Origin of the sequence: Cryobacterium adonitolivorans, assembly GCF_004402695.1 — a bacterium.
GTDB classification, from domain to species: Bacteria; Actinomycetota; Actinomycetes; order Actinomycetales; family Microbacteriaceae; genus Cryobacterium; species Cryobacterium adonitolivorans.
This window is the reverse complement of the sequence record NZ_SOFL01000033.1, coordinates 105,204-128,764: the sequence shown is the minus strand read 5'-3', so window position 1 is coordinate 128,764 and position 23,561 is coordinate 105,204. Positions and strand designations below refer to the sequence as shown.

The window sequence follows — 23,561 nt, the reverse complement described above, 5'->3', positions numbered from 1 at the left end:
CGCACTACCGTGCTGCGTGAATTCACGCCACGCCCAGTGCCGCCGCTCGCGGCGCTGACCAGACCAACCGGGGGTTCACCATGTGGGTACCGATTGCCGCGGGAGCCATGCAGCACATCATTGCCCAGGCCGGTCCCGTGCCGCTGCCCGACCGGGTGGTGGCCGCCCTGGCCCGGCGGTTCTTCGTGCCGGAGTCCACGGTGTTCCACTTCTCCGCGAAGAAACGCGTGATCGGTCAGACCTCGGTGACCCTCTCCACGCAGTCGCCGTTCCGGTTCGACGGCAGCACCGAGGTGACCCCCGGTGTGCTGCACGTGGCGTTCCTGCTCAACGGGCGGATGGGCATCCGGATCGGCGGCGGCCCGGTGCGCACCCTGCGACCGATCAGCGGTTACACGGTGCCGGGTTGGGACGACATGACGCTGGAGAGCACCGAGATGACCCGAGGGCTGGCCATCCAGGTGCCGCAGTCCCGGCTCGCCGAACGCGGGGTGCGCGTGCGCAGCGACCACCAGCCGATCGATGACTCCGGCTCGCTCAGCCTGCCGTTGCGGCTGTTCGCGCTGTCGATCGTCGACACCGCCTGGTCGCCAAGCGGCGTGGGCACCCTGATGGTGGAACGCACCATCGAGGACCTCGTAGTGGGCCTGCTGCTCGAGAGTGACGGGTATGCGATGGACAGTGAGGATCTGCGCACGGGCCTGCGGGTGCGGGCGCGCACCCAGATCGATGCGCAGCACCGGGACCCCGACCTCACCCCGGCGACCCTGGCCGCGCATCTCGGCGTCTCGTTGCGGCACCTGCAGCGGGCCTTCGAGGGCAGCGGCATCACCGTGGCCCACGAGATCGCTCGCGCCCGGGCCGAATCGGCCGCGGTGCTGCTGACGATGCCGCATTCCACGGGCCTGACGATTGCGGATGTGGCGGCCAGGGCCGGGTACAGTTCCACCTTCGAGTTACGGGCCGGGTTCAAGGCCCGGTATGCCATGCTTCCGTCGGAGTTTCGGAGCGACCGTCTGGTTCCGACCGGCGAGCGCAATTCCGCGCCTCGAGATGCGTGATTCCGCGTCAGCTTCCCCTGCCGAGCTCACGCTGCCTCCATAGTGAGCAGCACAGCAGCACGCTCCAGCCGAGAGGTAACACGACATGGCACCCCCTCCCTCCGCCCGGATCCTGGCCGCCGCGGCCATCCTGCTGGTCCTGGCCGGCTGCACCATCCAAACACCGAACTCGGCCTCCCCTTCGGGTACCGTGCAGCCCGGCGCCCTCGTGGGAACCTGGGTGCTCGACCGGACCTTCGACAGCCCGGAGCAGCCGTTCATCTCCTTCGTGCAGGACAACACCTGGAGCGCCTCTGACGGCTGCAACCGAGTGCAGGGCACCTGGGAGGTCGGCGCCGATGGCGCCCTCACCACGACCTCCGGGCCGCAGACGATGATGGCCTGCGACGGTGCCCAGCTGCCGCTGGCGGTCAGCCGCGGCACCCGGGTGGAGGTCGACGGCGACACCCTGGTCATCCACAGTTCGTTCGATTCGACCGAGACCACCCTGGTGCGCTCCACCAACAGCACCGTCGGCCCGGAGGGCCTTCCGATCGGCTACTGGGTGGAGTCGAACACTCCGACGGCGCCGTTCCTGTCAATCCAGGCCGACGGCAGCTACTCCGGAAATGACGGCTGCAACGTGCTCATCGGTTCGTGGGAGCAGGCCGATGACGAGGCGGTTCTCCTCACCGGCGGCGTGACGACCCTGATGGCCTGCGAGGGCGTGGACCAGTGGTTGAACCAGGCCACCCAGGGCCGGGTGCGGGCCGGCGTGATGACGTTGCAGTCCGCAGACGGCACCGTTCTCGGCCAATTGACGGCCCGCTGAGGAGAGACATCCCATGGGCACATATCCGATCACCATCGTGCTCATCGTGGGCGGCGCGATCGCGCTGGTCTTCCTGTTGCGCTTCGGCATCCGCCAGAACGCCGCCGCTGCCGCCGTCGACCCGAACCCGGATGCGACGGGCGCCCTGGCCGTGCTCAGCTTCGTGCTGGCGCTGATCCTGCCGGTGGTGGGGGTGGTGCTGGGGCATGTCACCCTGTCCCGCATCGCGCGCGGAGAGGCCAGCGGGCGAACGTTCGCCTACGCGGCCCTGTGGGTGGGCTACCTGTTGCTGGCGCTGGAGTTGGGCGTGGTCATCTTCCTGTACCAGAACAACTACTGGACCTGACCGGCGCTGTGGCAAGTTGCCCCTCTGCGAACGAGGTGCCCCGGTGCGCCGGGGCAACTCGACCGTACCGGGGCAACTCGCCCGGGGTGGGGCTGGTCAGTACCAGTTCATCGCCTGCGAGTGCGACCAGGCTGCGCACGGGGTGCCGTAGGAGCCGTTGATGTACTCGAGTCCCCAGGCGATCTGGGTGCTGGCGTTCGTGGCCCAGTCCGATCCGGCCGAGGCCATCTTGCTGCCGGGCAGCGCCTGCGGGATGCCCGTGGCTCCGCCGTCGCCGTTATAGGCCGTGTACGACCAGTTGGATTCTTTCTCCCACAGCTGAGCCAGGCAGGAGAACTGCGATGCGCCCCAGCCGTAACGCGACGAGGCCAGGCTCGCGGCGGTGGCCTTCGCACCGGCCGGGGTGTTGCCGGCGGCGACGGCCTCGGCCGCGGCCTGGGCCTCAGCGGCCGCCTGGGCGTCGGCGGCGGCCTGTGCGGCCGCGGCCTCCATGGCCACCCGGTCGGCTTCAACGGCGGCGGCCTGCACGGCCGCGGTCTGCTCCTTGGCCTGCGAGGTGAGCTCGCTCACCTCGGTGAGCGGCATCGAGATGTAGCCGGCCAGCGTGCTGGACGTGGCCGACAGGGCGGACGCATCCACCTTGTTCACGGCGGCGTCGAGCGCGGTGTCGGCGTCCACAAGGGCCACGGATGCGGCGAAGTGGGTCTTGCTGATGGCCGCGGCCTTGGCGGCGGCTCGGTCGTCACGCTCCTGCTGGGCCTGCTGCTGCTGGTCGGCGACGGCCGACTGCACGGTGAAACCGGTGCCGGCCACGACCCCGGCGAGCACGAGGCCACCGGCGAGCAGGGTGAAGCGTTTGCTGCGGGAGCGGCGGGTCTTGCGCTCGGCGCGAGTGCTGAGGGAGCTGGAGGCGCTGGGGATTTCGGGCGTGGAGTTCAGGGAATTATCGGGGCGCATAGACTTCCAGGTCGTGTGAGGGGTGCGCTCTGTGGCGGCACGTTCACTGATCGTTGGGCCCACGCGCGCGGAAGCGGCGCAGGCAAGCCGCCTAGTCTGCCCAAGCTACCTGAACGGAACCTCACTTTTTCCTGCCAAATCCATGTGAACGGACTCGCACAACGGCCCGGATTGCACCGATTTGACCGTCATAACGCCCGGCCAGCAGGCCATTCGACCCCTGGGTCATGGAGAGCGGCAACCGTCTTCTGGGGGTACCGTAAAAAGATGCCCATTTCAGACCAGATCCCGCAGACCGACTCAGGTCCCACCAGCGCCGACCGCCTTATCGCGGCCATCGAGAGCATCAACGACGTGGACGTCGCCAACTCCCCCGAACCCGACCGGGCAGCCGTGCTCGAGCTCATCGACATCATCAACGACGAGCAGCGCTCCACCTTGCTGTTCGCCCTGCTCCTGGAGCGCATCCGCACCGGTGTCTGATTCCTCCGCTATGGCCGCCGAGCAGCGCGCCCTGGACCTGGAGAAGACTGCCGACTGGTACCGGCGCTTCCGGCTGTTCGAGACACCAGGCCAGTCCGAGCTGTACGCCGACTGGGCCGGCGGGGTCCAGAGCGATGCCGAGGTCCTGGCCCTGATCATCGGGCTGCCGCGGCCCAAGCGCCAGCCGAATCTCGTTTTCGCCTGTGCGCGCCTGCTCGGAGCACCGCTGGCTGGCTATCGGATCTTCCGCCGGTGGCTCGTCGAACACTGGCCGGCGGTCGCCGCCGAGGCGCGGGTGCGGGCCACCCAGACCAACGAGCCGCGCCGCCTCACCGCGGTCATGCCGATCCTCGCGTCGATCGGCCCGCGGGTGGCCCTGATCGAGGTCGGCGCCAGCGCGGGACTCTGTCTCTATCCGGACCGGTACAGCTACGACTACTCCGGTCGACGGGTGGATCCGGCCGACGGACCCAGCCCGGTGCTGCTCTCTGCCGAGACCACCGGTTCGGTGCCGCTGCCGAAGCATCCGCCCGAAGTCGTCTGGCGTGCCGGCCTCGATCTGAACCCGCTGGATGTGCACAACCCTGAGGACGTGAGGTGGCTTCAGACGCTCGTCTGGCCCGAGCAGGCCGAGCGCCGCCGTCGCCTGGACGCGGCGATGTCGATCGCTCGTCGGGATCCGCCGCTGCTTGTAGCCGGCGACGCCGTCGTGGATCTCGAGGCGCTGGTCGCACGCGCGCCGCAGGGGGTGCCGCTGGTCATCGTCAGCCCCGCGGTCCTGGTGTACCTGGCTCCCGAACAGCGGGCGGCCTTCGCGGATGCGGTGACCGGCTTCGGCCGCTGGATCTCGCTCGACGGCGTCGGCGTGCTGCCCCGGGTCGACGCGCTGCTGCCGGAGACACCCGTGCCGGGCGACTTCATCGTCTCGCTCGACGGCCGACCGGTCGCCCGGTGCGGCCCGCACGGACAGACGCTCGACTGGATCGTCGGCTAGGCCTCCGGCTCGCCGGGCACGCTTCTAAGATGGCGCTATGCGTGCACTCGTGGTTCACACCCCAGGCGGCCCGGACGCCCTCACCCTCGATACCGTGCCCGACCTGGTCGTCGGCGCCGGCGACATCCGAATCGAGGTTGCCGCGGCCGGCGTGAACCGGGCCGATGTGCAGCAACGCCAGGGCCTCTACCCGTCTCCCGCGGGAGCGCCGCAATGGCCCGGCCTGGAGGTTTCCGGCATCGTCACCGAGACCGGGATCGCCGTCACCCGCTTTGCCGTCGGCGACAGGGTCTGCGCTCTGCTGGCCGGCGGCGGTTACGCCACCGAGGCAGTGGTGCACCAGGACCTCGCCCTGCCCGTTCCCCTGCACGTTGATCTGGCCGACGCCGCCGCCCTGCCGGAAGCGCTGGCCACGGTGTGGTCGAACGTCTTCATGAGCGCGGGCCTGCGCGCCGGCCAGACCCTGCTCGTGCACGGCGGCGCCAGCGGCATCGGCACCACCGCAATCCAACTGGCCCGGCTGGCCGACGCCCGGGTCATGGTGACGGCCGGCTCCGCCGAGAAGCTGGCCGTGTGCGGACAGCTCGGCGCGGAGGTGCTGATCAACTACCGCGAGCAGGACTTCGTGGCGGAGGTGCTCGCCGCGACCGGCGGGCACGGCGCCGACGTGATCCTGGACATCATGGGCGGCTCCTACGCCGCCCGCAATGTGGCCGCGCTCGCCCTGGGCGGCACCATCATGGTGATCGCGAACCAGAGTGGTAAGGATGCCGTCTTCAACCCGTTCCACCTCATGCAGAAACGCGGCCGCTACTGGGGCACCACGTTGCGCGCCCGGCCCGCCGTGGAGAAGGCGGCCATCATGGCCGAGCTGCTCACCCGGGTGTGGCCGTGGCTCGAATCCGGCGCATTGCGCCCGGTGGTCGACAGCAGGTTCTCGTTCGCCGACGCGGCGGATGCGCATCGCCGGTTGGAGGCATCCGCCCACGTGGGCAAGATCGTGCTGGTGCCCTGAGCCCGCGCCGCGGCCGCGCTCTGCGCTCTTAGGCCCGCGACGCGGCCAGCTCGACTCGGTCGCGGCCGGAGGCCTTGGCCTCGTACAGGGCGGCATCGGCACGGCCGAGCCAGCGGGAGACGCTCTCCCCCTGCTTGAGCAGGGCGACACCGACACTGGCTGTGCATCGGAGCCCCGCGGTGACCACGCCCCACGGATGATTGCGCACCTTGCCGAGCAGGCGCTCGCAGATCTGCACGGCCTGGTCGGTGGTGGTGTTGCCGAGCACCAGCAGGAACTCTTCGCCGCCGACCCGCACCGCGAGGTCGCTGTCGCGGGTGGCGTCGCCGAGGATCGCGGCCATGGTCGTGAGCACCCGGTCGCCGGTCGCGTGGCCGTGCTCGTCGTTGACCTTCTTGAAGTGGTCCATGTCGATCATCACCGCGCACAGTGGTTCCGACCGTTCCCTGGCGGTGCGCATCATCTCGGGCAGCTGCCGGTCGAGGGCCCGGCGGTTGGGCAGCCGGGTGAGCGGGTCGGTGTGTGCCTGCTGGTCGAGTTCCTCGGCGCGGACGCGCTGCATTTCGGCTTCCAGCTGGGAGCGCTGCGCCTCGTGGCGGGCCTGCTCGATTTCCAGCGAGTTGATCAGCATCCGCGACTGCAGCCCGGCGGTCTGCCTGGTGAGTACGAGGATCAGAACGTGCAGCTGTTCGTGGTGCTCCAGGGCCTGTTCGAACCGGCCGGCGGCCCGGTGCATCTCGTAGAGCGACCTGTGCAGTGTCACGTTCAGGGCCGCGTCCTCGGCCACCGACGGGTCGGCGAGCTGGGCGTTCATCATGGTGCAGGCCAGATCAATTCGGCCCTCGGCCCGGGCCACCTCGGCCAGTTGGGCGTCGTTGTTCACCGCCAGGTTGCGGTAGCCGTTGGTGATGGCGATGGTCTTGGACCGGCCTGCCTGCCGGCGCGCTTCGGCGTATTCGCCGCGCTCGATGAGGAACCCGACGAGGTTGGTGCGCGCGATGGTCTCGTCGAACGCGTGGCGCTGTTTGACCGACCGCACCACGGCGGCGCGAATGATGTCGATCCCGTCGCGCAGCGCCACCTGCGCGTCCTCGCCCTTGGCCCGCTGGGCCCGGGCGATTTCCAGGTAGCTGTCGCCCAGGTTGTTCCGCGCCGCGAACTCGGCCTGGGGGTCGCCGAGGGTGTCGGCCAGGGCCAGGGCCTGCCGGCCCAGAACGATGCTGCGGTCGGCGTCGCCGAGAGCCTGATGCACCATCGACGAGCGCGACAGCGCCCAGAACTCCGCGGTGCGGCTGCCGCAGGCACGCGCGGCTTCAAGGGCGCCGAGCACGTGGCCGAGCGCGGGTTCTTCCAGCGCGGTCTCGTGGAACGCCAGGGCGAGGGTGCAGTGCACCATCGACTGGCCGAGCTGGTCGCCGCTGGCGGCGAGGTACTCAAGGGCGAGCAGGCCGTGCCGCACTGAAGCCTCGAACTCGCCCAACCGCAGCCGGTGGCCGGAGAGCAGCTGTCGGGCGCGGGCCTCCTGGCCGGGCGTGATGAAGGGGTCGGTGAGCACCTGTTCGGCCTGCGCGGCTCCGGTGTGGTGCTGGCCGTCCCGGTTGGCCTGGGCGCTCTCGTCGAGCAGCTTCTCGATCGTGGCCTGACGGGCGAGCGAGGCTGCGAGGCCGGGCGCGTGTGCACTTTTGTGCAGGTCACCGTCTATGGCGGGGCTCGGCAGGTCGGCGAGCTCCACGAAACCGCCGGGCAGGGTGAGGTCGCGCCCGCCGTCGGCCTGACTCAGGTCGGCGATGCCATCGGCCACCGAATCGACGGCGGCCGGCAGGGCGTCGGCTGTCGGCGGCTGTGACGGCACCGTGGCGCCGGCCGGGAGGGGGGCCACCAGGTCATCGAAGTCTGTCATGGCGCGTCACCGGCAAGGGAGCGAGGACCGATGGCAGACAGGCTGAGCGCACTGCCCGCTCCCCTCAGCAGGAAGTGCTGTGATGGTACGCCTGGTACGTTCACGGCTCAGTCCCCAAACTGCTCGTCCCTTGAACCTAGCAGCGTCGCACCGGCCGACAGGGCGCTCACGCACTCTCCTGATCCCCCGTTCACGGGTGATTCCAACTGGTCAGGCCTGGACGAGCACCCCTGACGATGGTCAGCGCCAGCCGAGGCCGGGGGCCACGAAGCGGAGCACGGAGTCGAGCAGCCGGGCGTTGTAGTCCACGCCGAGCTGGTTGGGCACGGTGAGCAGCACCGTGTCGGCAGCGGCCACCGCGGCGTCCTGCGCCAACTGTTTGATGAGAAGGTCGGGTTCGCCGATGTAGCTCTTGCCGAACCTGGCCAGGCCGCCGTCGAGGTGGCCGACCTGGTCGCGGTTGTCGGCTTGCGCGCGCAAGCCGAAGTAGCGACGGTCCTGATCGGTGACCAGCGGCATGATGCTGCGACTCACCGACACCCGCGGGCTACCGTGGTGCCCGGCGTCCGCCCACGCCCGGCGGAAGATCGCGATCTGCTCGGCCTGCAGGTCGCCGAAGTCGGCGCCGGTGTCTTCGGTGAGCAGGGTGGAGCTCATCAGGTTCATGCCCTGCTCGCCGGTCCACTTCGCGGTGGCGCGGCTGCCGGAGCCCCACCAGATGCGCTCTGCCAGGCCCGGCGACTGCGGCTGGATGGCGAGGAGGTTGCTGTGCCCGGTGATCTGCGGGTTCGCGGCGACGACGCCGACCCCGCTGATGGCACGACGGAACTGTGCGGTGCGCTCGCGGGCGTCATCCGCGTCGCTCCGGCCCGGCGCCGGCAGGTGGCCGAACGCCTCGGCGCCGCTCAACGCGGTCTCGGGCGAGCCCCGGCTGAGGCCAAGCTGCAGCCGCCCGTTGCTGATCAGGTCGGTGATCGCGGCCTCCTCGGCCATGTACAGCGGGTTCTCGTAGCGCATGTCGATCACGCCGGTGCCCAGCTCGATCCGGCTGGTGCGGGCGGCCATCGCGGCCAGCAGCGGAAACGGCGAGGCGAGTTGCGGGGCGAAGTGATGCACCCGCACGGATGCGCCGTCCACACCGAGCTCCTCGGCCGCCACCGCGAGTTCCACGGTCTGCAGCAGGGCATCCGCCGCGGTGCGCACGAGCGAGCCCGGCACCGCCTGGTAGTGGCCGAAGGAGAGGAACCCGATCTTTTTCATAGTTCGTGCAGCGTAGCCATGCGGTGGCGTATTCCCGACCTCATCCGCGGTTCAATGCCGCGGACGGGCGGCGAGCCGAAGGGCGGAGGGCCAAGGGGGGGCTGCGGAGGTGGGGAGGGGATGTGCGGGGTAGGCGCCGTTATGCGCCTGGCGCGCCACCCGCATAGCGGCGCCTGACCCGCACAACGGCACGCTCCCCCGCATCGCAACGGCGCCTGCCCGCGGATCTGCGGACTCACCACCGCGCCTGACCCCCGCCGATTGCGGAGGCCGCACCGGGTCGTTAACCGGACGATGCCCCACACCCTGCCAAGCTGTGGTCATGCGGCATCTGTTCCTAGACTTCTTCGGCACCCTGGTCAACTATGCGGACTCCCGGGCCGGGCAGGGCTACGCCGACACTCACGCGAGCATGCGGTCCTTCGGTGCGGCCGGCACCGAGCAGGACACCGCCGACGCCTGGCTGGACGCCTTCCACCAGCTCAACGCCGAGTCCGACGTCGACCACCGCGAGTTCACCATGGAGGAGCTGTCGCGGCGCGCCATCGTGCGGCTGCTCGGCCGCGAACCCGACGCCACCGAGATCGCCGCCGGCGCCGAGAGCAACATGGCGGACTGGGAGCGCGGGGTGGTGCTGATCCCCGGCATGGCCCTGACGCTGAGGGAACTGGGCCAGACCTTCACACTCACCATCGTGTCGAACACGCACAGCGCATCCGTCGTGCCCCGCCAACTGGCGGCCATGGGCGCCACCGACCTCATCGCCAATATCGTGACGTCGCTCGAGGTGGGGTTTCGCAAGCCCCACTCGGCGATCTACCGGGCGGCCCTCGACCGGGCGGATGCGGATCCGGCGCGGGTCATCTTCGTCGGCGACACCTGGGACGCCGACTTCGACGGCCCCCGAGCACACGGCATGGAAGCCGTTCTCGTTGCGGCGGCTCCGCGCGACGGTGTGCCGGAGAGCCGCCGGGTCAGCTCGGTGCTCGACCTGCCCGACCTGCTCTCGTTCCGCTACCCGAGCACCCGCCCCGTCAGCACCCGCGGGGCGGCATAGCTCCTGCCTCGGCGTCGTGCGCGCGACTGGGTAAGCTCGGCGAATGATGACAGAGGGGTTCAGCATCCGCGCCACCCAGGTGGACGACTGGCGTGAGGTTCGGGCGCTGCGCCTGGAGATGCTGGAGGACACCCCGATCGCGTTCGGCGAGACCCTGCAGGACGCCCTCGGCCACACCGACAGCGAATGGCGGATGCGCGCCGCCCGCGGCACCGCCGAACACGGCATCGCCCTCGTCGCGATCGACGCTGCGGGACGCTGGGTGGGCACCATGGGCGGTTACGTTCCGGATGCGACCACCGGCGCACTGTTGGTGGGCGTGTACGTGTCGCCCGACCACCGCGGCCACGCGGCAGGGATCTTCGACGCGCTGCTCTTCGCGATCCAGGAGTGGGCCCGCAGCGAGGGCGACCGCCTGACGCTGCACGTGCACGAGGACAATTCCCGCGCCCGCGCCGCCTACCTGCGCCGGGGCTTCACCGAGACCGGGCACCGGGTGGAGTACGTCCTGGACTCCAGCGCCATGGAGATCGAGATGGTCAAGCCGCTCTAGCGGCCAGCACCACCACCACCGCCACCGCCACCACCACCGCCTCCTCCGCCGGAGAACCCACCACCGAAGGATCCGCCGGAGAAACTCTGCCGGTGCCGATAGTCGCCACCTCGCAGGCTGCGCGCTCGTGCCGGAACACTGTTCACCGCTTGGCGACCGTCCGTGAGTGGCATAACTCCTGCAATTTCTGACGCATCGGATGAGCCGCCGCGGATTTAGGGGCCGGCCGGCGGAAGCCGAGACGATTGCAGGAGTTATGCCACCCGCCGGTCGGCAGGGGCGAGGCGGCGTCGAAGTGGACGCTTAGAAGCCCTCTGGGGTGTGCGGCCGGTAGGGGGCGGCGAGCCGGGCCAGCTCCTCGGCGGTGAGGGTGAGGTCGACGGAGGCCACGGCATCCATAAGATGGTGCGCCCGGGTGACGCCCACGATGGGAGAGGTCACGGCCGGCTGCTGGCGCACCCAGGCCAGCGCCACCTGCGCCCGCGGCACCCCGCGCTCAGCCGCCACCTGCGCCACGACACCCGCGATCTCGCGGTCGCCCTCTTCCTGCTGCTTGTACAGGGTCTGGCCGAAGGTGTCGGTTTCGGAGCGGCTGGTGGTGTCGTGCCAGTCGCGGGTGAGCTTGCCGCGGGCCAGCGGGCTCCACGGCAGCACCCCAACGCCCTGATCGAGGCAGAACGGCAGCATCTCGCGTTCCTCCTCGCGGTTGAGCAGGTTGTACTGGTCCTGCATCGACACGAAGCGGGTGAATCCGCCCAGATCGGCGGTGTACTGAGCCTTCGCGAACTGCCAGGCGTGCATCGACGAGGCACCGATGTAGCGGGCCTTGCCGGCCTTGACCACGTCGTGCAGCGTCTCCATGGTCTCCTCGATCGGAGTCAACGGGTCCCAGCGGTGGATCTGGTACAGGTCCACGTGGTCGGTGCCCAGCCGGGTGAGGCTGTGGTCGATCTCGGCCAGGATGGCGCGGCGCGAGAGCCCGGCGCCGTTCGGGCCCGGACGCATCCGCCCGTGCACCTTGGTGGCCAGCACGTACTGGTCCCGCGTGCCGAAGTCCCGCAGCGCCCGGCCCAGGATCTCCTCGCTGCTGCCGTCGGAGTACACGTTGGCGGTGTCGAAGGTGGTGATGCCGGCTTCCAGCGCCTGCCAGATCAGGGGGCGACTGGTCTCCTCGGGGAGGGTCCAGGAATGATTGCCGCGCATCGGATTGCCGAAGCTCATGCAGCCCAGCGTGATCGCAGACACCTCGAGGCCGGTGCTGCCCAGTCGCAGGTATTTCATGGGGTTCCCTTCGTCGCGAAGCCGAGCAGTCTGGAAGCCTGCGCCGCTGCCCGTGTTGCGAATCTTAGGGCCCCGGCCCGCTCCTTCGTGTCTACTCGCTTGGGTGCACCGCCGTCAAATGTCTGGGCACGGATGATGCCTTTTCCGGACGGCCGGGCCGGCGGATGCACCCGGGCGGTACGCTCCGTTCATGGTCGATCGACATCGCTCCGTGCGGGAGTTCCTCGCCGCGCAGCCCGCAGAGCGCCTGGCGGTGATCGAGGCGCTGCGCCGGCTCGTGCACGAGGCCAACCCCGCCGTGCAGGAGCACATCAAGTGGAACTCCCCCAGCTACGTGATTGACGGGGTCGATCAAGCCACGATCAGCGCGCAGGGTAAGGACGGCGTCCGACTGGTGCTGCACCGGGGAGCGACTACCACCGAGAACAGGGATGCCGCATCCGCTTTCACCGGCGACCCGCACGGCCTGCTCACCTGGCACTCCGATATTCGGGCGAGCCTGCTCGTGACCGATCTGGCTGACCTGGCGCACAAACGGGACGCGGCCGTCGACGTCGTTCGTGCCTGGCTCGCCCCCTGAGGTTACGCTGCCGTCGCCTCGCGCCTGTCCGTCCCGGCGGCATCATCGCGTCCGCTCGGTCGCACCCGCACGGTGCGCCAGGTGTCCAGCGCGATCACCCCGCCGAGAACCGCGAGAGCCAGGCAGACCGATGCGAGCGCATCCGTCGGCCAGTGGTAGCCCAGGTAGACCCGACTGATCGCGGCCAGCCCGATGGCGACCACCAGAATCACGCCCACCAGCACAGCCACCCGCCGGCGCGCCGCTCGACGCGAGTAGATGAGATAGGTGAGCAGCAGGAGGAAGTTCGTGGCACCCGACACATGCCCGGACGGAAACGAATAGGTGGTGTCGACGCCGAAGAGCATGAGGTCAACGGGCGGTCGGGTGCGTTCGACGAGACGGGTGATCACCTGAACGAGAACCAGCCCGGTGAGCGTGCCCAGCGCCAGCAGCAGCGGCCGCCAGAGGTGCTTGGCGAGGTATGACCACAGGACGATGGTTGCCAGAATCACCACGGGCAGCGCGACCGGCCCGAACCCGATCGCGAGCCCGATCATGATCGCGGTCACGGTTCCGGTGCGGCTCTGCATGAGCCAGGCGTTGACAGGGGAATCGATGCTCGCCACGTCATCACGCTGCACGACGTCGGCGAGTATCACGAGGAAGCCGGCCACGCCGATGACGACGAGCGCCACCGCCATCAGGTAGAGAGTCGTGCGTTCACGGGCCGTGCGCCAGCGGTCCTGCACGATGAACTTCTCGTGCAGGGCACGCAAGCGATCCCGCGTGGTATTCGAGGGGGCGCTCATTCTTGCTGCCCGATCGAGATTCGGATGCGTCGGCGCATGGTGTCCTTTCGGGTGGTGCAGGTGTCTGTGCGCGAGTGAGGCACGCCGGTGGAGAATGACCCTACACAGCGACGGCAGTGAAAATCCACTCGGACCCCGACGCTACCCCCTGCACGGTGACCCGCCCCCTCGCTGCCGCGCAGCGCTGACCGCGCACAGGTCTGCTCGAGTTATACCCCCGATCGGGCTATTTTGCGCGGGGTACTGGTGGACCCAACGGGCACCTTCCCCAGTCCCGGCGGCGGCAGTACCGTGTCTGGCGTGAGGCAGATGCGCGCCTCACCGAGGACACTGAACGGAGGCCCACCTTGAGCAGCACGCCCACCCGCCGCCGCGGTTATCTGCCGCCCAGTCGCTTCATGGTGCACGTCGTCAACCCGGTCGCCCGGGCCTGCGGTGCCCCCACCCTCATCGTGCGGGGTCGCATCAGCGGCCGGGAGATCGGAACCCCGGTCGCACCGTTCCGATTCGAGGGTGAGCGGTACGTCATCGCCGGCCGCGGCGAAACCCAGTGGGTGCGCAACCTCCGGGTCGCCGGACGCTGCGAGCTGCGCGTCCGATGGCGCCGCCACCCGTATCGGACTACCGAGCTGCGTGGCCTCGAACACGACCAGGTCGCCGCCGACTACCTCGAGAAGTTGGGCCGTCGGGCCGGCCCGTTCCTGGCCGAGCTGCCGGATCTGGTCGACCACCCGATATTCCGGCTGGAAGCCTGCGAAGCACCGGTTCGCAGCTGACCCGTCGGCCGCTCAACGTACGGGAAGCCCCACCAGGCGCAACCAGGCGGCGAGGTGCTGTTCGTCGAGCACCGGAGCCCGCAGCCCCACGTAGCCGTCGGGCCGCACGACGAGCATGCCGGTGCCGGGCCGGTCGTCAAGCCGATAGCTGTGCACCAGCGTGCCCAGCATCCGCTCGGGCACCTCTCGCGCATCGGCCTGCAGCAGGATGTGCACCCCCGGCCGCGCGAGCAACTCGTGCAGGCGCACCCGGCGTCCCTCGCAGCGCACCAGGGTGTCGGCCACCCTCGAGCCCGGCCGCAGCACCCGCCTGGCCAGCCCGCCGCGCACCGGGGTGAGCGACGCGCGCACCTCCATCGACAGCGGACTGTGCGTGTACCGCAGCCGAAATTGCGAGAGGGTACGGATGCCCGCCGCGGTGAGCCGACGTTGCCGGGTGAACCACGGCAGCAGCGGCGCGGCCAGCGGCACCAGCACGGCCCGGCTGAGCTGCGCCAACGGATGCAGGCTCGCCTCGGCCCAGTACATGGTGTGCGTCAGGCGCAGCAGGGCCCGGTCGGCGGGGCGACGCTCCAGAGCGTAGGAGTCCAGTAGTGCCGAACCGGGGAACGCGGCTCGCGTCCCGGGCGGGCCGGCCGGGACAGTGGCACCCGCCGGGCCCGGCGCCTCGGGGAGCCGCTGGCCGGCCGCGGCGGCGAATGCCAGCTTCCAACCGAGGTTGACGGCGTCGTGGATGCCGGCGTTCATGCCCTGAGCGCCCGCCGGCGAGTGCACATGGGCGGCATCGCCGACCACGAAGAGCGGACCGCGGCTGAACCTGCTGGCGATCCGGTGCTGCAGCCGTACCCGGGCCGACCAGGCCACCTCGGTGATCTGCGCGGGCAGCCCGGCCTCGTCGAACAGCTGCTGCAGCTGCTCCTGCGGCACCGGCGGCCCAGCCTGACCGAACGGCTGCCGATCGTCGCCCGCCCGTCGGGTGGCGAGCATCCGCCAACTGGCCCGTTCGCCGATGTTGAAGAGGAACACCAGTCCGCGCCGCCCGACGACCACATGGGCGACCCCGGCCTCGAGCATCACCGGCGCCCCCGCACGTGACCCGGCGCCCGCGGGCCCCAGATCCACGTCCGCGAGCACCACTTCCTGGTCGTAGTCGCCGCCGAGAAAGCCGCCGACCGACCGGCGCACCAAGCTCGCGGGCCCGTCGCAGCCGGCCAGGTACCGGCACAGCACGTCTTCGTCCGGCTCATCATCCGTGGTGCGCAGCACGGCCCGGGCACCGCCCTGCCGCAGCCGCGCCAGCCGCACCACCTCCGCACCGCGCTGCACCACCACTCCGCGCTCGGCGAGCGCCGCGGCCAGCACCGACTCCACGTCGGACTGCCGAACCAGCAGCAGGTGGGGAAACGCGGTGCCGGGCAGATCGAGGTTCTCGACTGACACCGGCACCACCCGAGAGCGCACGTGCAGCTGCACCGACGGTGAGGGGTCGCCGAGCGCGAGCAGAGCATCCGTCACCCCCAGCGGACGCAACAGTTCGAGGGTGCGCGGATGCATCACCATCGCCCGCGACGGCCGGAACGCCTCCGGCCGGCGTTCGACGATGCGCACCCGGGCTCCGTGGTCGACCGCCTGCAGCGCCAGGGTGAGCCCGGTGGTGCCGGCCCCCACGACAAGAAGGTCAACGTCGAAATCGGTCATGCGGGTTCGCGCATGCCCGTGTGCAGCCCGTGGAGATTGTGGCCGTCGGCGAACGAGAGGAGGCCCAGCGCTGTCGGGCCCAGTGGAAGGGGCGGTTTCTCGCTCCTCATGGTCGCTCCTCCCGATGCCGACGGCGGCCGCCGTCTACGACGGCCGGTCAACGACGCTGCCAGCATAGGCAGCCCGTCCGCTCGGGGGAAGGCCCGGCGGGTGGGCCGGATGGGCCGCGGAGGGGAGGCGGGTGGGCCGCGATGCATCCGGGTAGGGCGCCTGCACGGTTGCGCCACGGTGGGTGCCCGGCTGGGTCGCGAGGGGTGCGAGGTCCGACACACCGGTGCACGCTTGGGCGAACTCGGGGATTTCCTCGAGAAACGTGCCCTCAGAGCAGTAGCCTCAAGTGCGCGTGCTCAGAGCGGCCCACGGCTGCTTCCGACACTGCGGTCGCCACCAGCACCTCACGTGGCCCGACCACCATCAGCCCTATCCGGCACCCTCTCGAAGGACCCATTGATCTCGAACTCCCCGCTCGACGACCCATGGCCATCCACTGTGGCGCCCACCGTGCACCTCGTGCAGCTGAGCCCAGCCACGATCGACGCCCTCGCCGAGGAGGACCTCGACCTGGCCAACGAGCAGGCCGCGGTGGAGCTGAGCCCTTTCTTCATTGAACCGGTCAACGCCAACACCTGGCGCTACCGCAGTCGGCAGCTCGCCGTCACTCCCGGTGACGCCAGCTGGGTCACGAGGGTCATCTACGACCCGACGCGGCACCTCGCGGTCGGCCAGGCCGGCTACCACGGACCCCCGGACGACGCCGGCATGGTCGAGGTGGGCTACGCCGTGGATGCCGCATACCGTCGGCAGGGATACGCCCGCGCCGCACTCACCGCGCTCCTCGAACGCGCCCGCATCGAACTGTCCGTCACGGTAGTTCGGGCCACCATCCGTCCAGACAACCTCCCCTCCCGCGCCCTCATCACCCAGTTCGGCTTCGTCGAGGTGGGCGAGCAGTGGGACGACGAGGACGGCCTGGAAACCATCTTCGAGCTGCCCGTCGGCTGAGCTCGGTCCTTGCACCACCGAACCGGATGCCCGAGCGTGCCCGCCGGGGTGCGCCGCCACCGGCATCCGTGCCAAGCTTGAAACCCGTGCCTCACGCCCGCCGATCCGGCGGGTCTCTCACGACCGACCGCCACACCAGAAAGTCCGCTGACGCAATGACGCCTCCCGCCCGCTCCGCAGAACGCACCGCAGACCGCCCCGACGTGGCCGTGCGCCGCGCGCGTTTCGCCGTGGCCATGCTGTTCTTCACGAACGGCGCCCTGTTCGCCAACCTGATCCCCCGGTATCCCGGGATCAAATCCGAGCTCGGGCTCAGCAACGCCGAATTCGGTTTTGCCGTCGCCGCGTTCCCGCTCGGCGCCCTCATCGCCGGGCTCGCCGCGGGCATGCTCATCCGCCGGTTCCGCTCGTCGCGGGTCGCCGTGGTCTCCACGATGCTCACCGCGGTGGGCCTGATCCTGGCCGGAATCGCCCCCAGCTGGGCTGCCCTGGCCGCCGGCATCTTCCTCGCCGGTGCGATGGACTCCATCACCGACGTCGCCCAGAACTCGCACGGCCTGCGCGTGCAGCGGCTCTACAAACGCTCCATCCTTAACTCCTTCCACGCGGTGTGGAGCATCGGCGCTGTCACCGGCGGACTCCTCGGCGCCGCGGCCGCCCAGCTTGATGTGCCGCGCGGCCAGCACCTCATCGTGTCCGCCGTGACCTTCAGCCTGTTCGCGCTGTATAGCTACCGGTTCCTCCTGGCTGGACCCGAACCCCTCGAACCCGAGGCCACCGCCCCCCAGCAGCACGCTGCCACGCCCACCCTCTCCCGCGGCCGGTGGGGAAAGTGGCTGGTGCTCGGCGCGCTCGTGGTGATCGCCGCCTCTGGCGCTGTCGTCGAGGACGCCGGAGCGTCGTGGTCGGCCATCTACCTCTCCGACGCGCTCAGCGCATCCGCTTTGGTGGCCGGTCTCGGCTTCATCGCCCTGCAGGGCATGCAATTCATCGGCCGGCTGCTCGGCGACGGCCTCGTCGACAGGTTCGGCCAGCGCGCCGTGGCCCGTACCGGCGGCGCGATCGTGTTCCTGGGCATGGGCACGGCCCTGGCGTTCCCGTCGATCCCGGGCACCATCGTGGGCTTCGGCCTGGCCGGCTTCGGCGTCGCCACACTGATCCCGGCCGCAATGCACGCCGCGGACGAGTTGCCCGGCTTCCGTGCCGGCACCGGTCTGACCATCGTTGCCTGGCTGCTGCGGCTGGGTTTCCTGTTCTCGCCGCCCATCATCGGCGCCATCGCCGACCTTTCCCAGTTGCGCTACGGGCTGCTCCTCGTGCCGCTGGCAGGCCTGCTCGTGGTGTTCTTCGCGCCGGTGCTGGCCACCCGGGTGCGCGGCCGCACCGCGGCTGCCGCCACGACGGCACCCTGACCGCGGCCGCGGTAACGACCAGACCGATCACAGAGGCGTTCTGGCGCTTCGTCGGGTACTCCATTGGGTGGATCCTCAACTGAGTCAAGCACAATTTCGCTCTGGTCAGGGAATTGTTTCCCGCTGCCGCACGTGCGGGCCGATCCGCGACCCCGGCACACGGCATCTGCCCAGCCGACACCTGCCTAAACTCGACGGATGAGCACACTCGCCGAACCCACCGCCGCCGCCATCACCATGTTCGGCGCCGAGTGGTGCCGCGACTGCCGTCGCTCGAAGAAGCTGCTCGACGGACTCGGCGTGGTCTACGACTACGTCGACCTGGAAACCGTGTCCAACGGTGCCGACCGGGCCAAAGCCATCAGCGGCCGCACCCAGATCCCCGTGATCGTGTTCCCCGACGACACCCACATGGTCGAACCCAGCGACGCCGACGTGCGCGCGAAGCTCACCGAGCTCGGCACCGTCTAGCCCTCGCGGCCCTCCGCGCTGGGGGTCTCATCGTTGCGGCACCCCAAGCATCTGCGCCAACGTCCTCAGCGCCGCGGCCACCTCGCCGCCAATGTGCCTGCTCCCGGCTCCCGCCGGCGCGCGCTCGGCGGTAGTGCGCGCCACGTGCTCGGCCACCCGGAACAGCCAGGCCCGGAAGGCCGAGTCCATCGCCGGCGCCTGTGCCTCGACCAGAGCCACCGCCCGCGCCAGTTCACCGAGCACCCGGGCCTGCTCGTCGGCAGCGCCGTTGATCACGCCCAGGTCGCGGGTGAGCACCTCGGCCACCAGGTCGGCGTCGATCTCCTTCACGATGGGCAGAGCGTCCGGTTGGTGCGCCTCAAGAGTCACGGCCTTCTCCGCGGCCAGCATCTCCCTCACGATCACCATCGGCTCCATGGGAGCCGCCCCCACCAGGTACAGGCCCACGAGAAACGGCGCGGCCCCCACGGCCTGCCATTCCTCGGCTGTGAAAGCCTCCCTGACGGCCATCTCAGCTCCTCCTCGAGCGCCGGCCTCCGCGAGACGCGCACCCGACCGGCACCAGCCGCGCCCGACGCGATGCCGCGGCCGCATTCCATCCCAGCGTCCCCCGTTGTGCCCGCGCCTCGCCGTGCCCGCGCCTCTGCCCCGCTTCGCGCTGCGCCCAAGCCTTCCGATCCACGCTACGCCTGAGCCGCGGGCGCCCGCAACGCCTGCATCGCGCGCGGCCGCTACGCCTGCTGCATTGTCCTCGCCCGAAGCCTCCCGACCATCCGCCATCCGTGCCGGGCGGATGCCGCCTGCCGAGCTGCGCGGGTCGGGCGCCGTTATGCGGGTGGCGCGCCACCAGCACAGCGGCGCCTGACCCGCACAACGCAACTCCCCGCCTCCCAAGCCCCGCCGCAACCGCCGCCGCCGCACCCAGCCTCCGCCCACCGTTGCACCCCACCCATGCCGGGGGTACCGTAAACGCAACATCGCACCGGCCGCGATTGCGGTCGGCAGGACCTCCGTTGCCGCACCGGACGGTGGACAACCGTACGATCTGAAAGCCGCAACCCGAGGCGCGTCCCCCGGCCGCGGGTCACTTGTCGAATCGCCCGCACCACTCCACGCACCGGTAGTCTTCACCCCGGGGGTCACAGATGAACACGACTGAGTACGACGCGACAGAGCAGAACACGCCGGAGGCCGACGGGCTGTTGATTTTCGACGACGTGCACGAGGTGCGCGACGAGCCCGTCGCCTTCGTCGGGTTGCAGCTGATGGCTGTGATCCTCAGCTACTCGTTCGCGCTGGGCATCCTGGTGATCGTGCTGGCCCCGGTCGCCCTGGCCCTCACGCTCCTCTGGCCGTACCTGCCGCAGATGCTGTTTCCGAACCTTTCAGGCCTGTAGCCACCCTCGCAAAAGGCGTCTACTTCACCAGCGTCGCCCGGTACCGCTCGTACTTCGACTTGCCCACCAGCCGCCAGAGCAGCCGCACCGGAGCGGGCAGGTGCTCGTGTTGCCAGTCCTCGCCGCCGTCCGGTTGCGCGGCGAGAATCGTGCCCAGCTGAACGAACATCTTGCCCTTGGGCGTGGCCTTCCGCCCGTGTTCGGAGAGCTCGTCGACCTCCCTCGGCGTGATGACGGTCTCCATCACCGGCACGATGTGCGCCTCCTCGTCGGGCAGGTGCACGGCGAGCGCCGCGTTGATGCCGGCCAGGGCGGTGGCAACGGATGCGGCATCCGTCGCCCGGCCGCTCGCTCGCCAGGCCGGCAGGCTCGCGTCGAGCTCCTCGAGGTGCACGAGCATCTGCGCGTGCTGCTCCTTCATCCGGGTCACATGGACGGCACACGAGGGAGCCCGGGTCTCGAGGCGTCCCCACAGCAGCGTGTCTTCGCCTTCGTGATGCGCGTGCAGCCCGGTGGAGAGCATCGCCAAGAAGTCACCGACGATGTCAGCCTGGTCCGCGTCGGTGTCGGGCACCCCGCCGATCAGCGCCGGGCCCTCACCGAAGCCGGCCCGGAACATCCGATGGATCTCGGCCATGCCGCGGGCGTCGCAAATCTTGGTGGCGCCCGAGGGGATACCGGTGCCGTCGTCGGGGTTCTCGCCGCTGGACGGGAGCGATGTGGCGGGCATGGGGCCTCCTTCGTCGGACGTGCACGTTGGAACCGTATCCACGTGGCGGCTGCCCTTCAAGGGGTAGCCACATCCGTACCCGCCAGGGCGCTTCGGCCGGTATGCGGGTCAGGCGCTATACAGGTGGCGCCACCTCAGGCCCAGCTGACCAAAGCTGCCCGAGCCAGCATGCGCGCCGCGGGGAATCGAGCCCATCCGAGTCCAGGCCAGGTGGCCGCAGCAGCTGCCCGAACCCTGGCCAGGGGGCCTATTCGGCATTCACCGACGATAGCGCGCCTGCGCCGGCTGGACGAGGTTGCAGGAGGTGCGCGGGCACCGCGCCGCACCTACGATCGTGACAGGAGCCTCACCCATACCCACCACCCGACACGAAGGAGATCACCATGGAGCTGACCGGTCGGAACGTCGACGAGTTCCTCGCGACCCTGGACGGCCCCGGTGCCGACTCGATGCGCGCGCTCGACGCCATCATCGCCGAGGTCTTCTCCGGAGTCACCCGTGAGCTGTGGGAGGGCATCTTCTGGGGTGGCACGGAGCAGCAGATCATCGGCTACGGCCACGTCGTGATCGCTCGGCCGGGCAAGCCCACCGTGGAGTGGTTCGTGGTGGGCCTCGCCCGGCAGAAGAACAACCTCAGCGTCTACGTCAACGCGGCCGAAGACGGCAAGAACCTGGCTCAGCAGTACAAGAGCCGGCTCGGCAAGGTCAAGGTCGGTTCCGCCGCGCTCACCTTCGCGTCTGTCGACGCCCTCGAGCTGGATGCGTTCCGCGCCATGCTCCAGGACGCCGCCCGGGTCACGCCCGACGCGACCTAGGGCGGTTCAGCCTGCGGCTGACATCTGTTGTCGCCGGTAGTCCCATTCGTCACGCATTTGACCCGAACCGCACCACCCCGTGCATAACTCCTGCTGTTTCTGTTCTGCCATCAACGGATGCCCGGAATTCCGGGACCGCTGACCTGTCCGTTATAGAAATAGCAGGAGTTGTGCTCACGGCGCGCCGGTAGCGGCGGGCGGCACCGTCGCGCCAGCGCCACCGAGGCCGTGGCCGCTCTCATCGTTCGGGCCACCACGGCCGGCGCGGTACTGGTGCACCGCGGTGCGACCGAGCTCGGCTACCGCTGGGCGTTCGCGGTGCTGGCCGTGCTGCTGGTGTTGCCCGCGGTCGAAGCGTGGCGGATGCCGGACCACGCCGGCACGGAGGTCGCCGCCCGGCGGCCCCAGCTGGTGGCTCGCTGAGCCCTGCCGGACCCCGATCCCCCGCGCCCGATCGACGTGGATCGCGGTATGCGGGGTAGGCGCCGCTATGCGGGTGGCGCGCCACCCGCATACCGGCGCCTTGCCCGCGCAACGCCCAGGGAACATCCGGCACCCGTGCCCGCGCGACGCCCCGGAGCGGGCACCCGGCACCCGCGCCCCCTCCCGCAGTCGCACCCGCAGCCCCGCAGCCCCGCAGCCCCGCACTACCGCCCGAACCGCCCCCGAGCGCGCAGCAGCTCCACCAGGGCATCCAGCACCGGCACCTGCCCGCGCACCAGCTGCACCCGGGCCTGCTCAAGCCCAACCCACCGGGCATCATCCACCTCCGGAAAGGACCGCATCTGCCCGGACCCCTTCGGCCATTCCAGTTCAAACGTGTTGCTCGCCACCGCGTCGACCGCGACGTCGGCCTCCGCCGCGAACACCGTCACGACCTTGCCGGACGGTTGCCGGAACGCGCCCAGCTCGACATAGTCGGCCGCCGGAGCCGGCACCCCGATCTCCTCCTCGAACTCCCGCCGCGCAGCCGCGAACGGATCCTCTTCCAGCCGGTACTCCCCCTTGGGGATCGACCAGGCCGCGGCATCCTTGCGCGCCCAGAACGGGCCACCCATGTGCGCGATCCACACTTCGGGCTCCGCCGCATCCGTCAACCGATAGAGCAGGATGCCCGCGCTCAACACCACCATGTGCGATCGACCCACCCCTCAGGATGCGGCCAGCCTGGCACGCTCGGCGAGCACGTCGAAATCCGCGGGGGGCCAGGTGAGCACCATGTCGTCCAGCGCCTTGAGCAGCAGTTGCTGCACCGCGAGACGGGCGAACCACTTGCGGTCGGCGGGCACGACGTGCCAGGGCGCGAACGCCGTGGAGGTGCGCTTGAGCGCGGTCTGGTACGCCGCCTGGTAGCCGGGCCAGAGCATCCGCTCGTCGATGTCACCCGGGTTGAACTTCCAGTACTTGTCGGGCCGGTCGAGCCGCTCGAGCAGGCGCTTCTTCTGCTCGCCGGCGCTGATGTGCAGCATCACCTTGATCACGGTGGTGTCGTCGTCGACAAGCTCCTGCTCGAACGCGTTGATCAGGTCGTAGCGTTTTTCGATCTCCTCGGGCGGGGCGAGCTGCCTGACCCGCCCAATCAACACGTCTTCGTAGTGCGACCGGTCGAAGACGCCGATCATGCCGGCGACGGGCAATTGCCGGCGGATACGCCAGAGAAAGTCGTGCCGCAGCTCGGCCGCTGTGGGCGCCTTGAACGCCACGTGGCTGACGCCCTGGGGGTCGACGGCGCCCAATACGTGGCGCACGATGCCGCCCTTGCCGGAGGTGTCCATCCCCTGCAGGATGAGCAGGACCTTGCGTTGGTCGCCCTCCCGACTGTTGGCGAAGAGCATCTCCTGCTGGTGCGCGAGCGACTCCGCGGCGGTGCGGCCGACGGTCTGGGCATCCGTTTTGTCGCCGGTGAAGCCGGGAGTCGAGCCGGGGTCGACGGTGCCGAGGACGAATCCGCGGGTGACCTTGAGCAGGTCGCTGGATGCGTCCGTCCAGATGGGAGCGGATTTCGAGGCCACGGCGGCTCCCTTCGTCGGATTCTGCCATTCTGCTCTGGCTGCCCCCGAAATGGTGGATTCTGTGACGAATTACCGGTTTCGCGCCACTCATAGGTAGAG

At 69.9% G+C, this 23,561-nt stretch carries 26 protein-coding genes; 16 read left to right on the top strand and 10 right to left on the bottom strand.

Features of this window, described 5'->3' with window-relative positions; all coding sequences use genetic code 11:
• The first annotated feature begins 107 nt into the window (after positions 1-107).
• The 3 genes from E3O42_RS09945 (at position 108) to E3O42_RS09935 (ending at position 2,218) form a co-directional block, all read left to right on the top strand.
• Positions 108-1,061, top strand: a complete 954-nt coding sequence (locus tag E3O42_RS09945; RefSeq protein WP_166787952.1) for a helix-turn-helix transcriptional regulator — start codon at positions 108-110, stop codon at positions 1,059-1,061.
• Between the two features lie 85 nt (positions 1,062-1,146).
• A complete protein-coding gene (locus E3O42_RS09940; protein WP_134453781.1) occupies positions 1,147-1,872 on the top strand; it encodes an META domain-containing protein in 726 nt (241 codons plus the stop codon).
• Between the two features lie 13 nt (positions 1,873-1,885).
• Entirely contained in the window at positions 1,886-2,218 is a 333-nt protein-coding gene (locus tag E3O42_RS09935) for a DUF4190 domain-containing protein (RefSeq protein WP_134453780.1), read from the top strand.
• Positions 2,219-2,314: 96 nt separating this feature from the next.
• Here E3O42_RS09935 and E3O42_RS09930 read toward each other — a convergent pair whose 3' ends face one another.
• Positions 2,315-3,175, bottom strand: a complete 861-nt coding sequence (locus tag E3O42_RS09930; RefSeq protein ID WP_241984751.1) for an aggregation-promoting factor C-terminal-like domain-containing protein — start codon at positions 3,173-3,175, stop codon at positions 2,315-2,317.
• Between the two features lie 267 nt (positions 3,176-3,442).
• Between E3O42_RS09930 and E3O42_RS09925 the strand changes: the two genes are divergently transcribed.
• Genes E3O42_RS09925 through E3O42_RS09915 form a run of 3 tightly spaced genes read left to right on the top strand, consistent with a single transcriptional unit; the run spans position 3,443 to position 5,667 of the window.
• On the top strand, positions 3,443-3,658 hold the full coding sequence (locus tag E3O42_RS09925) for a hypothetical protein (protein WP_134453779.1): 216 nt from the start codon (positions 3,443-3,445) through the stop codon (positions 3,656-3,658).
• Positions 3,651-4,652 carry a DUF2332 domain-containing protein gene (locus E3O42_RS09920; RefSeq protein ID WP_241984750.1) on the top strand — a complete coding sequence of 334 codons (1,002 nt, stop codon included), beginning with the start codon at positions 3,651-3,653 and terminating at the stop codon, positions 4,650-4,652. The genes E3O42_RS09925 and E3O42_RS09920 overlap by 8 nt, the downstream gene beginning before the upstream one ends.
• Before the next feature lie 37 nt (positions 4,653-4,689).
• The gene (locus tag E3O42_RS09915; protein ID WP_134453778.1) at positions 4,690-5,667 is read left to right on the top strand and encodes an NAD(P)H-quinone oxidoreductase; all 978 of its coding nucleotides are present in this window, start codon (positions 4,690-4,692) and stop codon (positions 5,665-5,667) included.
• Between the two features lie 28 nt (positions 5,668-5,695).
• Here the strand turns inward: E3O42_RS09915 and E3O42_RS09910 are convergent, their stop codons facing one another.
• On the bottom strand, positions 5,696-7,567 hold the full coding sequence (locus tag E3O42_RS09910) for a GGDEF domain-containing protein (RefSeq protein ID WP_134453777.1): 1,872 nt from the start codon (positions 7,565-7,567) through the stop codon (positions 5,696-5,698).
• A 240-nt stretch (positions 7,568-7,807) separates the two neighbouring features.
• Positions 7,808-8,827 carry an LLM class flavin-dependent oxidoreductase gene (locus E3O42_RS09905; RefSeq protein ID WP_134453776.1) on the bottom strand — a complete coding sequence of 340 codons (1,020 nt, stop codon included), beginning with the start codon at positions 8,825-8,827 and terminating at the stop codon, positions 7,808-7,810.
• 322 nt (positions 8,828-9,149) lie between these two features.
• On the opposite strand from E3O42_RS09905, the gene E3O42_RS09900 reads away from it, so the two are divergent.
• Positions 9,150-9,884, top strand: a complete 735-nt coding sequence (locus E3O42_RS09900; RefSeq protein WP_134453775.1) for an HAD family hydrolase — start codon at positions 9,150-9,152, stop codon at positions 9,882-9,884.
• Between the two features lie 43 nt (positions 9,885-9,927).
• Positions 9,928-10,437, top strand: coding sequence for a GNAT family N-acetyltransferase (locus E3O42_RS09895; RefSeq protein ID WP_241984749.1), 510 nt, complete (start codon positions 9,928-9,930; stop codon positions 10,435-10,437).
• A gap of 303 nt (positions 10,438-10,740) precedes the next feature.
• Here the strand turns inward: E3O42_RS09895 and E3O42_RS09885 are convergent, their stop codons facing one another.
• Positions 10,741-11,718, bottom strand: a complete 978-nt coding sequence (locus tag E3O42_RS09885; RefSeq protein WP_134453774.1) for an aldo/keto reductase — start codon at positions 11,716-11,718, stop codon at positions 10,741-10,743.
• A gap of 190 nt (positions 11,719-11,908) precedes the next feature.
• Between E3O42_RS09885 and E3O42_RS09880 the strand changes: the two genes are divergently transcribed.
• Positions 11,909-12,298, top strand: a complete 390-nt coding sequence (locus tag E3O42_RS09880; protein WP_134453773.1) for a DUF1801 domain-containing protein — start codon at positions 11,909-11,911, stop codon at positions 12,296-12,298.
• Between the two features lie 2 nt (positions 12,299-12,300).
• Here E3O42_RS09880 and E3O42_RS09875 read toward each other — a convergent pair whose 3' ends face one another.
• Positions 12,301-13,089: a phosphatase PAP2 family protein gene (locus E3O42_RS09875; protein WP_134453772.1), complete on the bottom strand. Its 789-nt coding sequence runs from the start codon at positions 13,087-13,089 to the stop codon at positions 12,301-12,303.
• A 347-nt stretch (positions 13,090-13,436) separates the two neighbouring features.
• On the opposite strand from E3O42_RS09875, the gene E3O42_RS09870 reads away from it, so the two are divergent.
• The gene (locus E3O42_RS09870; protein ID WP_134453771.1) at positions 13,437-13,865 is read left to right on the top strand and encodes a nitroreductase/quinone reductase family protein; all 429 of its coding nucleotides are present in this window, start codon (positions 13,437-13,439) and stop codon (positions 13,863-13,865) included.
• Positions 13,866-13,877: 12 nt separating this feature from the next.
• Here E3O42_RS09870 and E3O42_RS09865 read toward each other — a convergent pair whose 3' ends face one another.
• On the bottom strand, positions 13,878-15,563 hold the full coding sequence (locus E3O42_RS09865; protein ID WP_134453770.1) for an FAD-dependent monooxygenase: 1,686 nt from the start codon (positions 15,561-15,563) through the stop codon (positions 13,878-13,880).
• Between the two features lie 549 nt (positions 15,564-16,112).
• Between E3O42_RS09865 and E3O42_RS18280 the strand changes: the two genes are divergently transcribed.
• The 3 genes from E3O42_RS18280 to E3O42_RS09850 all read left to right on the top strand — a co-directional run bounded on the left by E3O42_RS18280 (position 16,113) and on the right by E3O42_RS09850 (position 18,508).
• Positions 16,113-16,625 carry a GNAT family N-acetyltransferase gene (locus E3O42_RS18280; RefSeq protein ID WP_198414106.1) on the top strand — a complete coding sequence of 171 codons (513 nt, stop codon included), beginning with the start codon at positions 16,113-16,115 and terminating at the stop codon, positions 16,623-16,625.
• Between the two features lie 155 nt (positions 16,626-16,780).
• Positions 16,781-18,037, top strand: a complete 1,257-nt coding sequence (locus E3O42_RS09855; protein ID WP_134453768.1) for an MFS transporter — start codon at positions 16,781-16,783, stop codon at positions 18,035-18,037.
• 198 nt (positions 18,038-18,235) lie between these two features.
• Positions 18,236-18,508, top strand: coding sequence for a glutaredoxin family protein (locus E3O42_RS09850; protein ID WP_134453767.1), 273 nt, complete (start codon positions 18,236-18,238; stop codon positions 18,506-18,508).
• A gap of 27 nt (positions 18,509-18,535) precedes the next feature.
• On the opposite strand, the gene E3O42_RS09845 is transcribed toward E3O42_RS09850, so the two are convergent.
• Entirely contained in the window at positions 18,536-19,018 is a 483-nt protein-coding gene (locus E3O42_RS09845; RefSeq protein WP_134453766.1) for a hypothetical protein, read from the bottom strand.
• Between the two features lie 635 nt (positions 19,019-19,653).
• On the opposite strand from E3O42_RS09845, the gene E3O42_RS09840 reads away from it, so the two are divergent.
• Positions 19,654-19,905 carry a hypothetical protein gene (locus E3O42_RS09840; protein ID WP_134453765.1) on the top strand — a complete coding sequence of 84 codons (252 nt, stop codon included), beginning with the start codon at positions 19,654-19,656 and terminating at the stop codon, positions 19,903-19,905.
• 19 nt (positions 19,906-19,924) lie between these two features.
• Here the strand turns inward: E3O42_RS09840 and E3O42_RS09835 are convergent, their stop codons facing one another.
• Complete coding sequence (locus E3O42_RS09835; protein WP_134453764.1) at positions 19,925-20,635, bottom strand: hemerythrin domain-containing protein; 711 nt, start codon at positions 20,633-20,635, stop codon at positions 19,925-19,927.
• A 383-nt stretch (positions 20,636-21,018) separates the two neighbouring features.
• On the opposite strand from E3O42_RS09835, the gene E3O42_RS09830 reads away from it, so the two are divergent.
• Both E3O42_RS09830 and E3O42_RS09825 read left to right on the top strand, forming a co-directional pair.
• Positions 21,019-21,450 carry a DUF1801 domain-containing protein gene (locus E3O42_RS09830; RefSeq protein WP_134453763.1) on the top strand — a complete coding sequence of 144 codons (432 nt, stop codon included), beginning with the start codon at positions 21,019-21,021 and terminating at the stop codon, positions 21,448-21,450.
• Positions 21,451-21,618: 168 nt separating this feature from the next.
• Complete coding sequence (locus E3O42_RS09825) at positions 21,619-21,873, top strand: hypothetical protein (RefSeq protein ID WP_134453762.1); 255 nt, start codon at positions 21,619-21,621, stop codon at positions 21,871-21,873.
• Positions 21,874-22,097: 224 nt separating this feature from the next.
• On the opposite strand, the gene E3O42_RS09820 is transcribed toward E3O42_RS09825, so the two are convergent.
• Together E3O42_RS09820 and E3O42_RS09815 are read right to left on the bottom strand one after the other, a co-directional pair.
• Complete coding sequence (locus tag E3O42_RS09820) at positions 22,098-22,583, bottom strand: NUDIX hydrolase (RefSeq protein WP_134453761.1); 486 nt, start codon at positions 22,581-22,583, stop codon at positions 22,098-22,100.
• Between the two features lie 18 nt (positions 22,584-22,601).
• Positions 22,602-23,462, bottom strand: coding sequence for a PPK2 family polyphosphate kinase (locus E3O42_RS09815; protein ID WP_134453760.1), 861 nt, complete (start codon positions 23,460-23,462; stop codon positions 22,602-22,604).
• Between the last annotated feature and the right edge of the window lie 99 nt (positions 23,463-23,561).

Excerpts from the sequence above, each read along its gene's own strand:
- E3O42_RS09945 (WP_166787952.1), top strand. The coding sequence starts at position 108 with ATGCAGCACATCATTGCCCAGGCCGGTCCCGTGCCGCTGCCCGACCGG.
- E3O42_RS09940 (WP_134453781.1), top strand. The coding sequence starts at position 1,147 with ATGGCACCCCCTCCCTCCGCCCGGATCCTGGCCGCCGCGGCCATCCTG.
- E3O42_RS09935 (WP_134453780.1), top strand. The coding sequence starts at position 1,886 with ATGGGCACATATCCGATCACCATCGTGCTCATCGTGGGCGGCGCGATC.
- E3O42_RS09930 (WP_241984751.1), bottom strand. The coding sequence starts at position 3,175 with ATGCGCCCCGATAATTCCCTGAACTCCACGCCCGAAATCCCCAGCGCC.
- E3O42_RS09925 (WP_134453779.1), top strand. The coding sequence starts at position 3,443 with ATGCCCATTTCAGACCAGATCCCGCAGACCGACTCAGGTCCCACCAGC.
- E3O42_RS09915 (WP_134453778.1), top strand. The coding sequence starts at position 4,690 with ATGCGTGCACTCGTGGTTCACACCCCAGGCGGCCCGGACGCCCTCACC.
- E3O42_RS09910 (WP_134453777.1), bottom strand. The coding sequence starts at position 7,567 with ATGACAGACTTCGATGACCTGGTGGCCCCCCTCCCGGCCGGCGCCACG.
- E3O42_RS09905 (WP_134453776.1), bottom strand. The coding sequence starts at position 8,827 with ATGAAAAAGATCGGGTTCCTCTCCTTCGGCCACTACCAGGCGGTGCCG.
- E3O42_RS09900 (WP_134453775.1), top strand. The coding sequence starts at position 9,150 with ATGCGGCATCTGTTCCTAGACTTCTTCGGCACCCTGGTCAACTATGCG.
- E3O42_RS09895 (WP_241984749.1), top strand. The coding sequence starts at position 9,928 with ATGATGACAGAGGGGTTCAGCATCCGCGCCACCCAGGTGGACGACTGG.
- E3O42_RS09885 (WP_134453774.1), bottom strand. The coding sequence starts at position 11,718 with ATGAAATACCTGCGACTGGGCAGCACCGGCCTCGAGGTGTCTGCGATC.
- E3O42_RS09880 (WP_134453773.1), top strand. The coding sequence starts at position 11,909 with ATGGTCGATCGACATCGCTCCGTGCGGGAGTTCCTCGCCGCGCAGCCC.
- E3O42_RS09875 (WP_134453772.1), bottom strand. The coding sequence starts at position 13,089 with ATGAGCGCCCCCTCGAATACCACGCGGGATCGCTTGCGTGCCCTGCAC.
- E3O42_RS09865 (WP_134453770.1), bottom strand. The coding sequence starts at position 15,563 with ATGACCGATTTCGACGTTGACCTTCTTGTCGTGGGGGCCGGCACCACC.
- E3O42_RS09855 (WP_134453768.1), top strand. The coding sequence starts at position 16,781 with ATGACGCCTCCCGCCCGCTCCGCAGAACGCACCGCAGACCGCCCCGAC.
- E3O42_RS09850 (WP_134453767.1), top strand. The coding sequence starts at position 18,236 with ATGAGCACACTCGCCGAACCCACCGCCGCCGCCATCACCATGTTCGGC.
- E3O42_RS09845 (WP_134453766.1), bottom strand. The coding sequence starts at position 19,018 with ATGGCCGTCAGGGAGGCTTTCACAGCCGAGGAATGGCAGGCCGTGGGG.
- E3O42_RS09840 (WP_134453765.1), top strand. The coding sequence starts at position 19,654 with ATGAACACGACTGAGTACGACGCGACAGAGCAGAACACGCCGGAGGCC.
- E3O42_RS09835 (WP_134453764.1), bottom strand. The coding sequence starts at position 20,635 with ATGCCCGCCACATCGCTCCCGTCCAGCGGCGAGAACCCCGACGACGGC.
- E3O42_RS09830 (WP_134453763.1), top strand. The coding sequence starts at position 21,019 with ATGGAGCTGACCGGTCGGAACGTCGACGAGTTCCTCGCGACCCTGGAC.
- E3O42_RS09820 (WP_134453761.1), bottom strand. The coding sequence starts at position 22,583 with ATGGTGGTGTTGAGCGCGGGCATCCTGCTCTATCGGTTGACGGATGCG.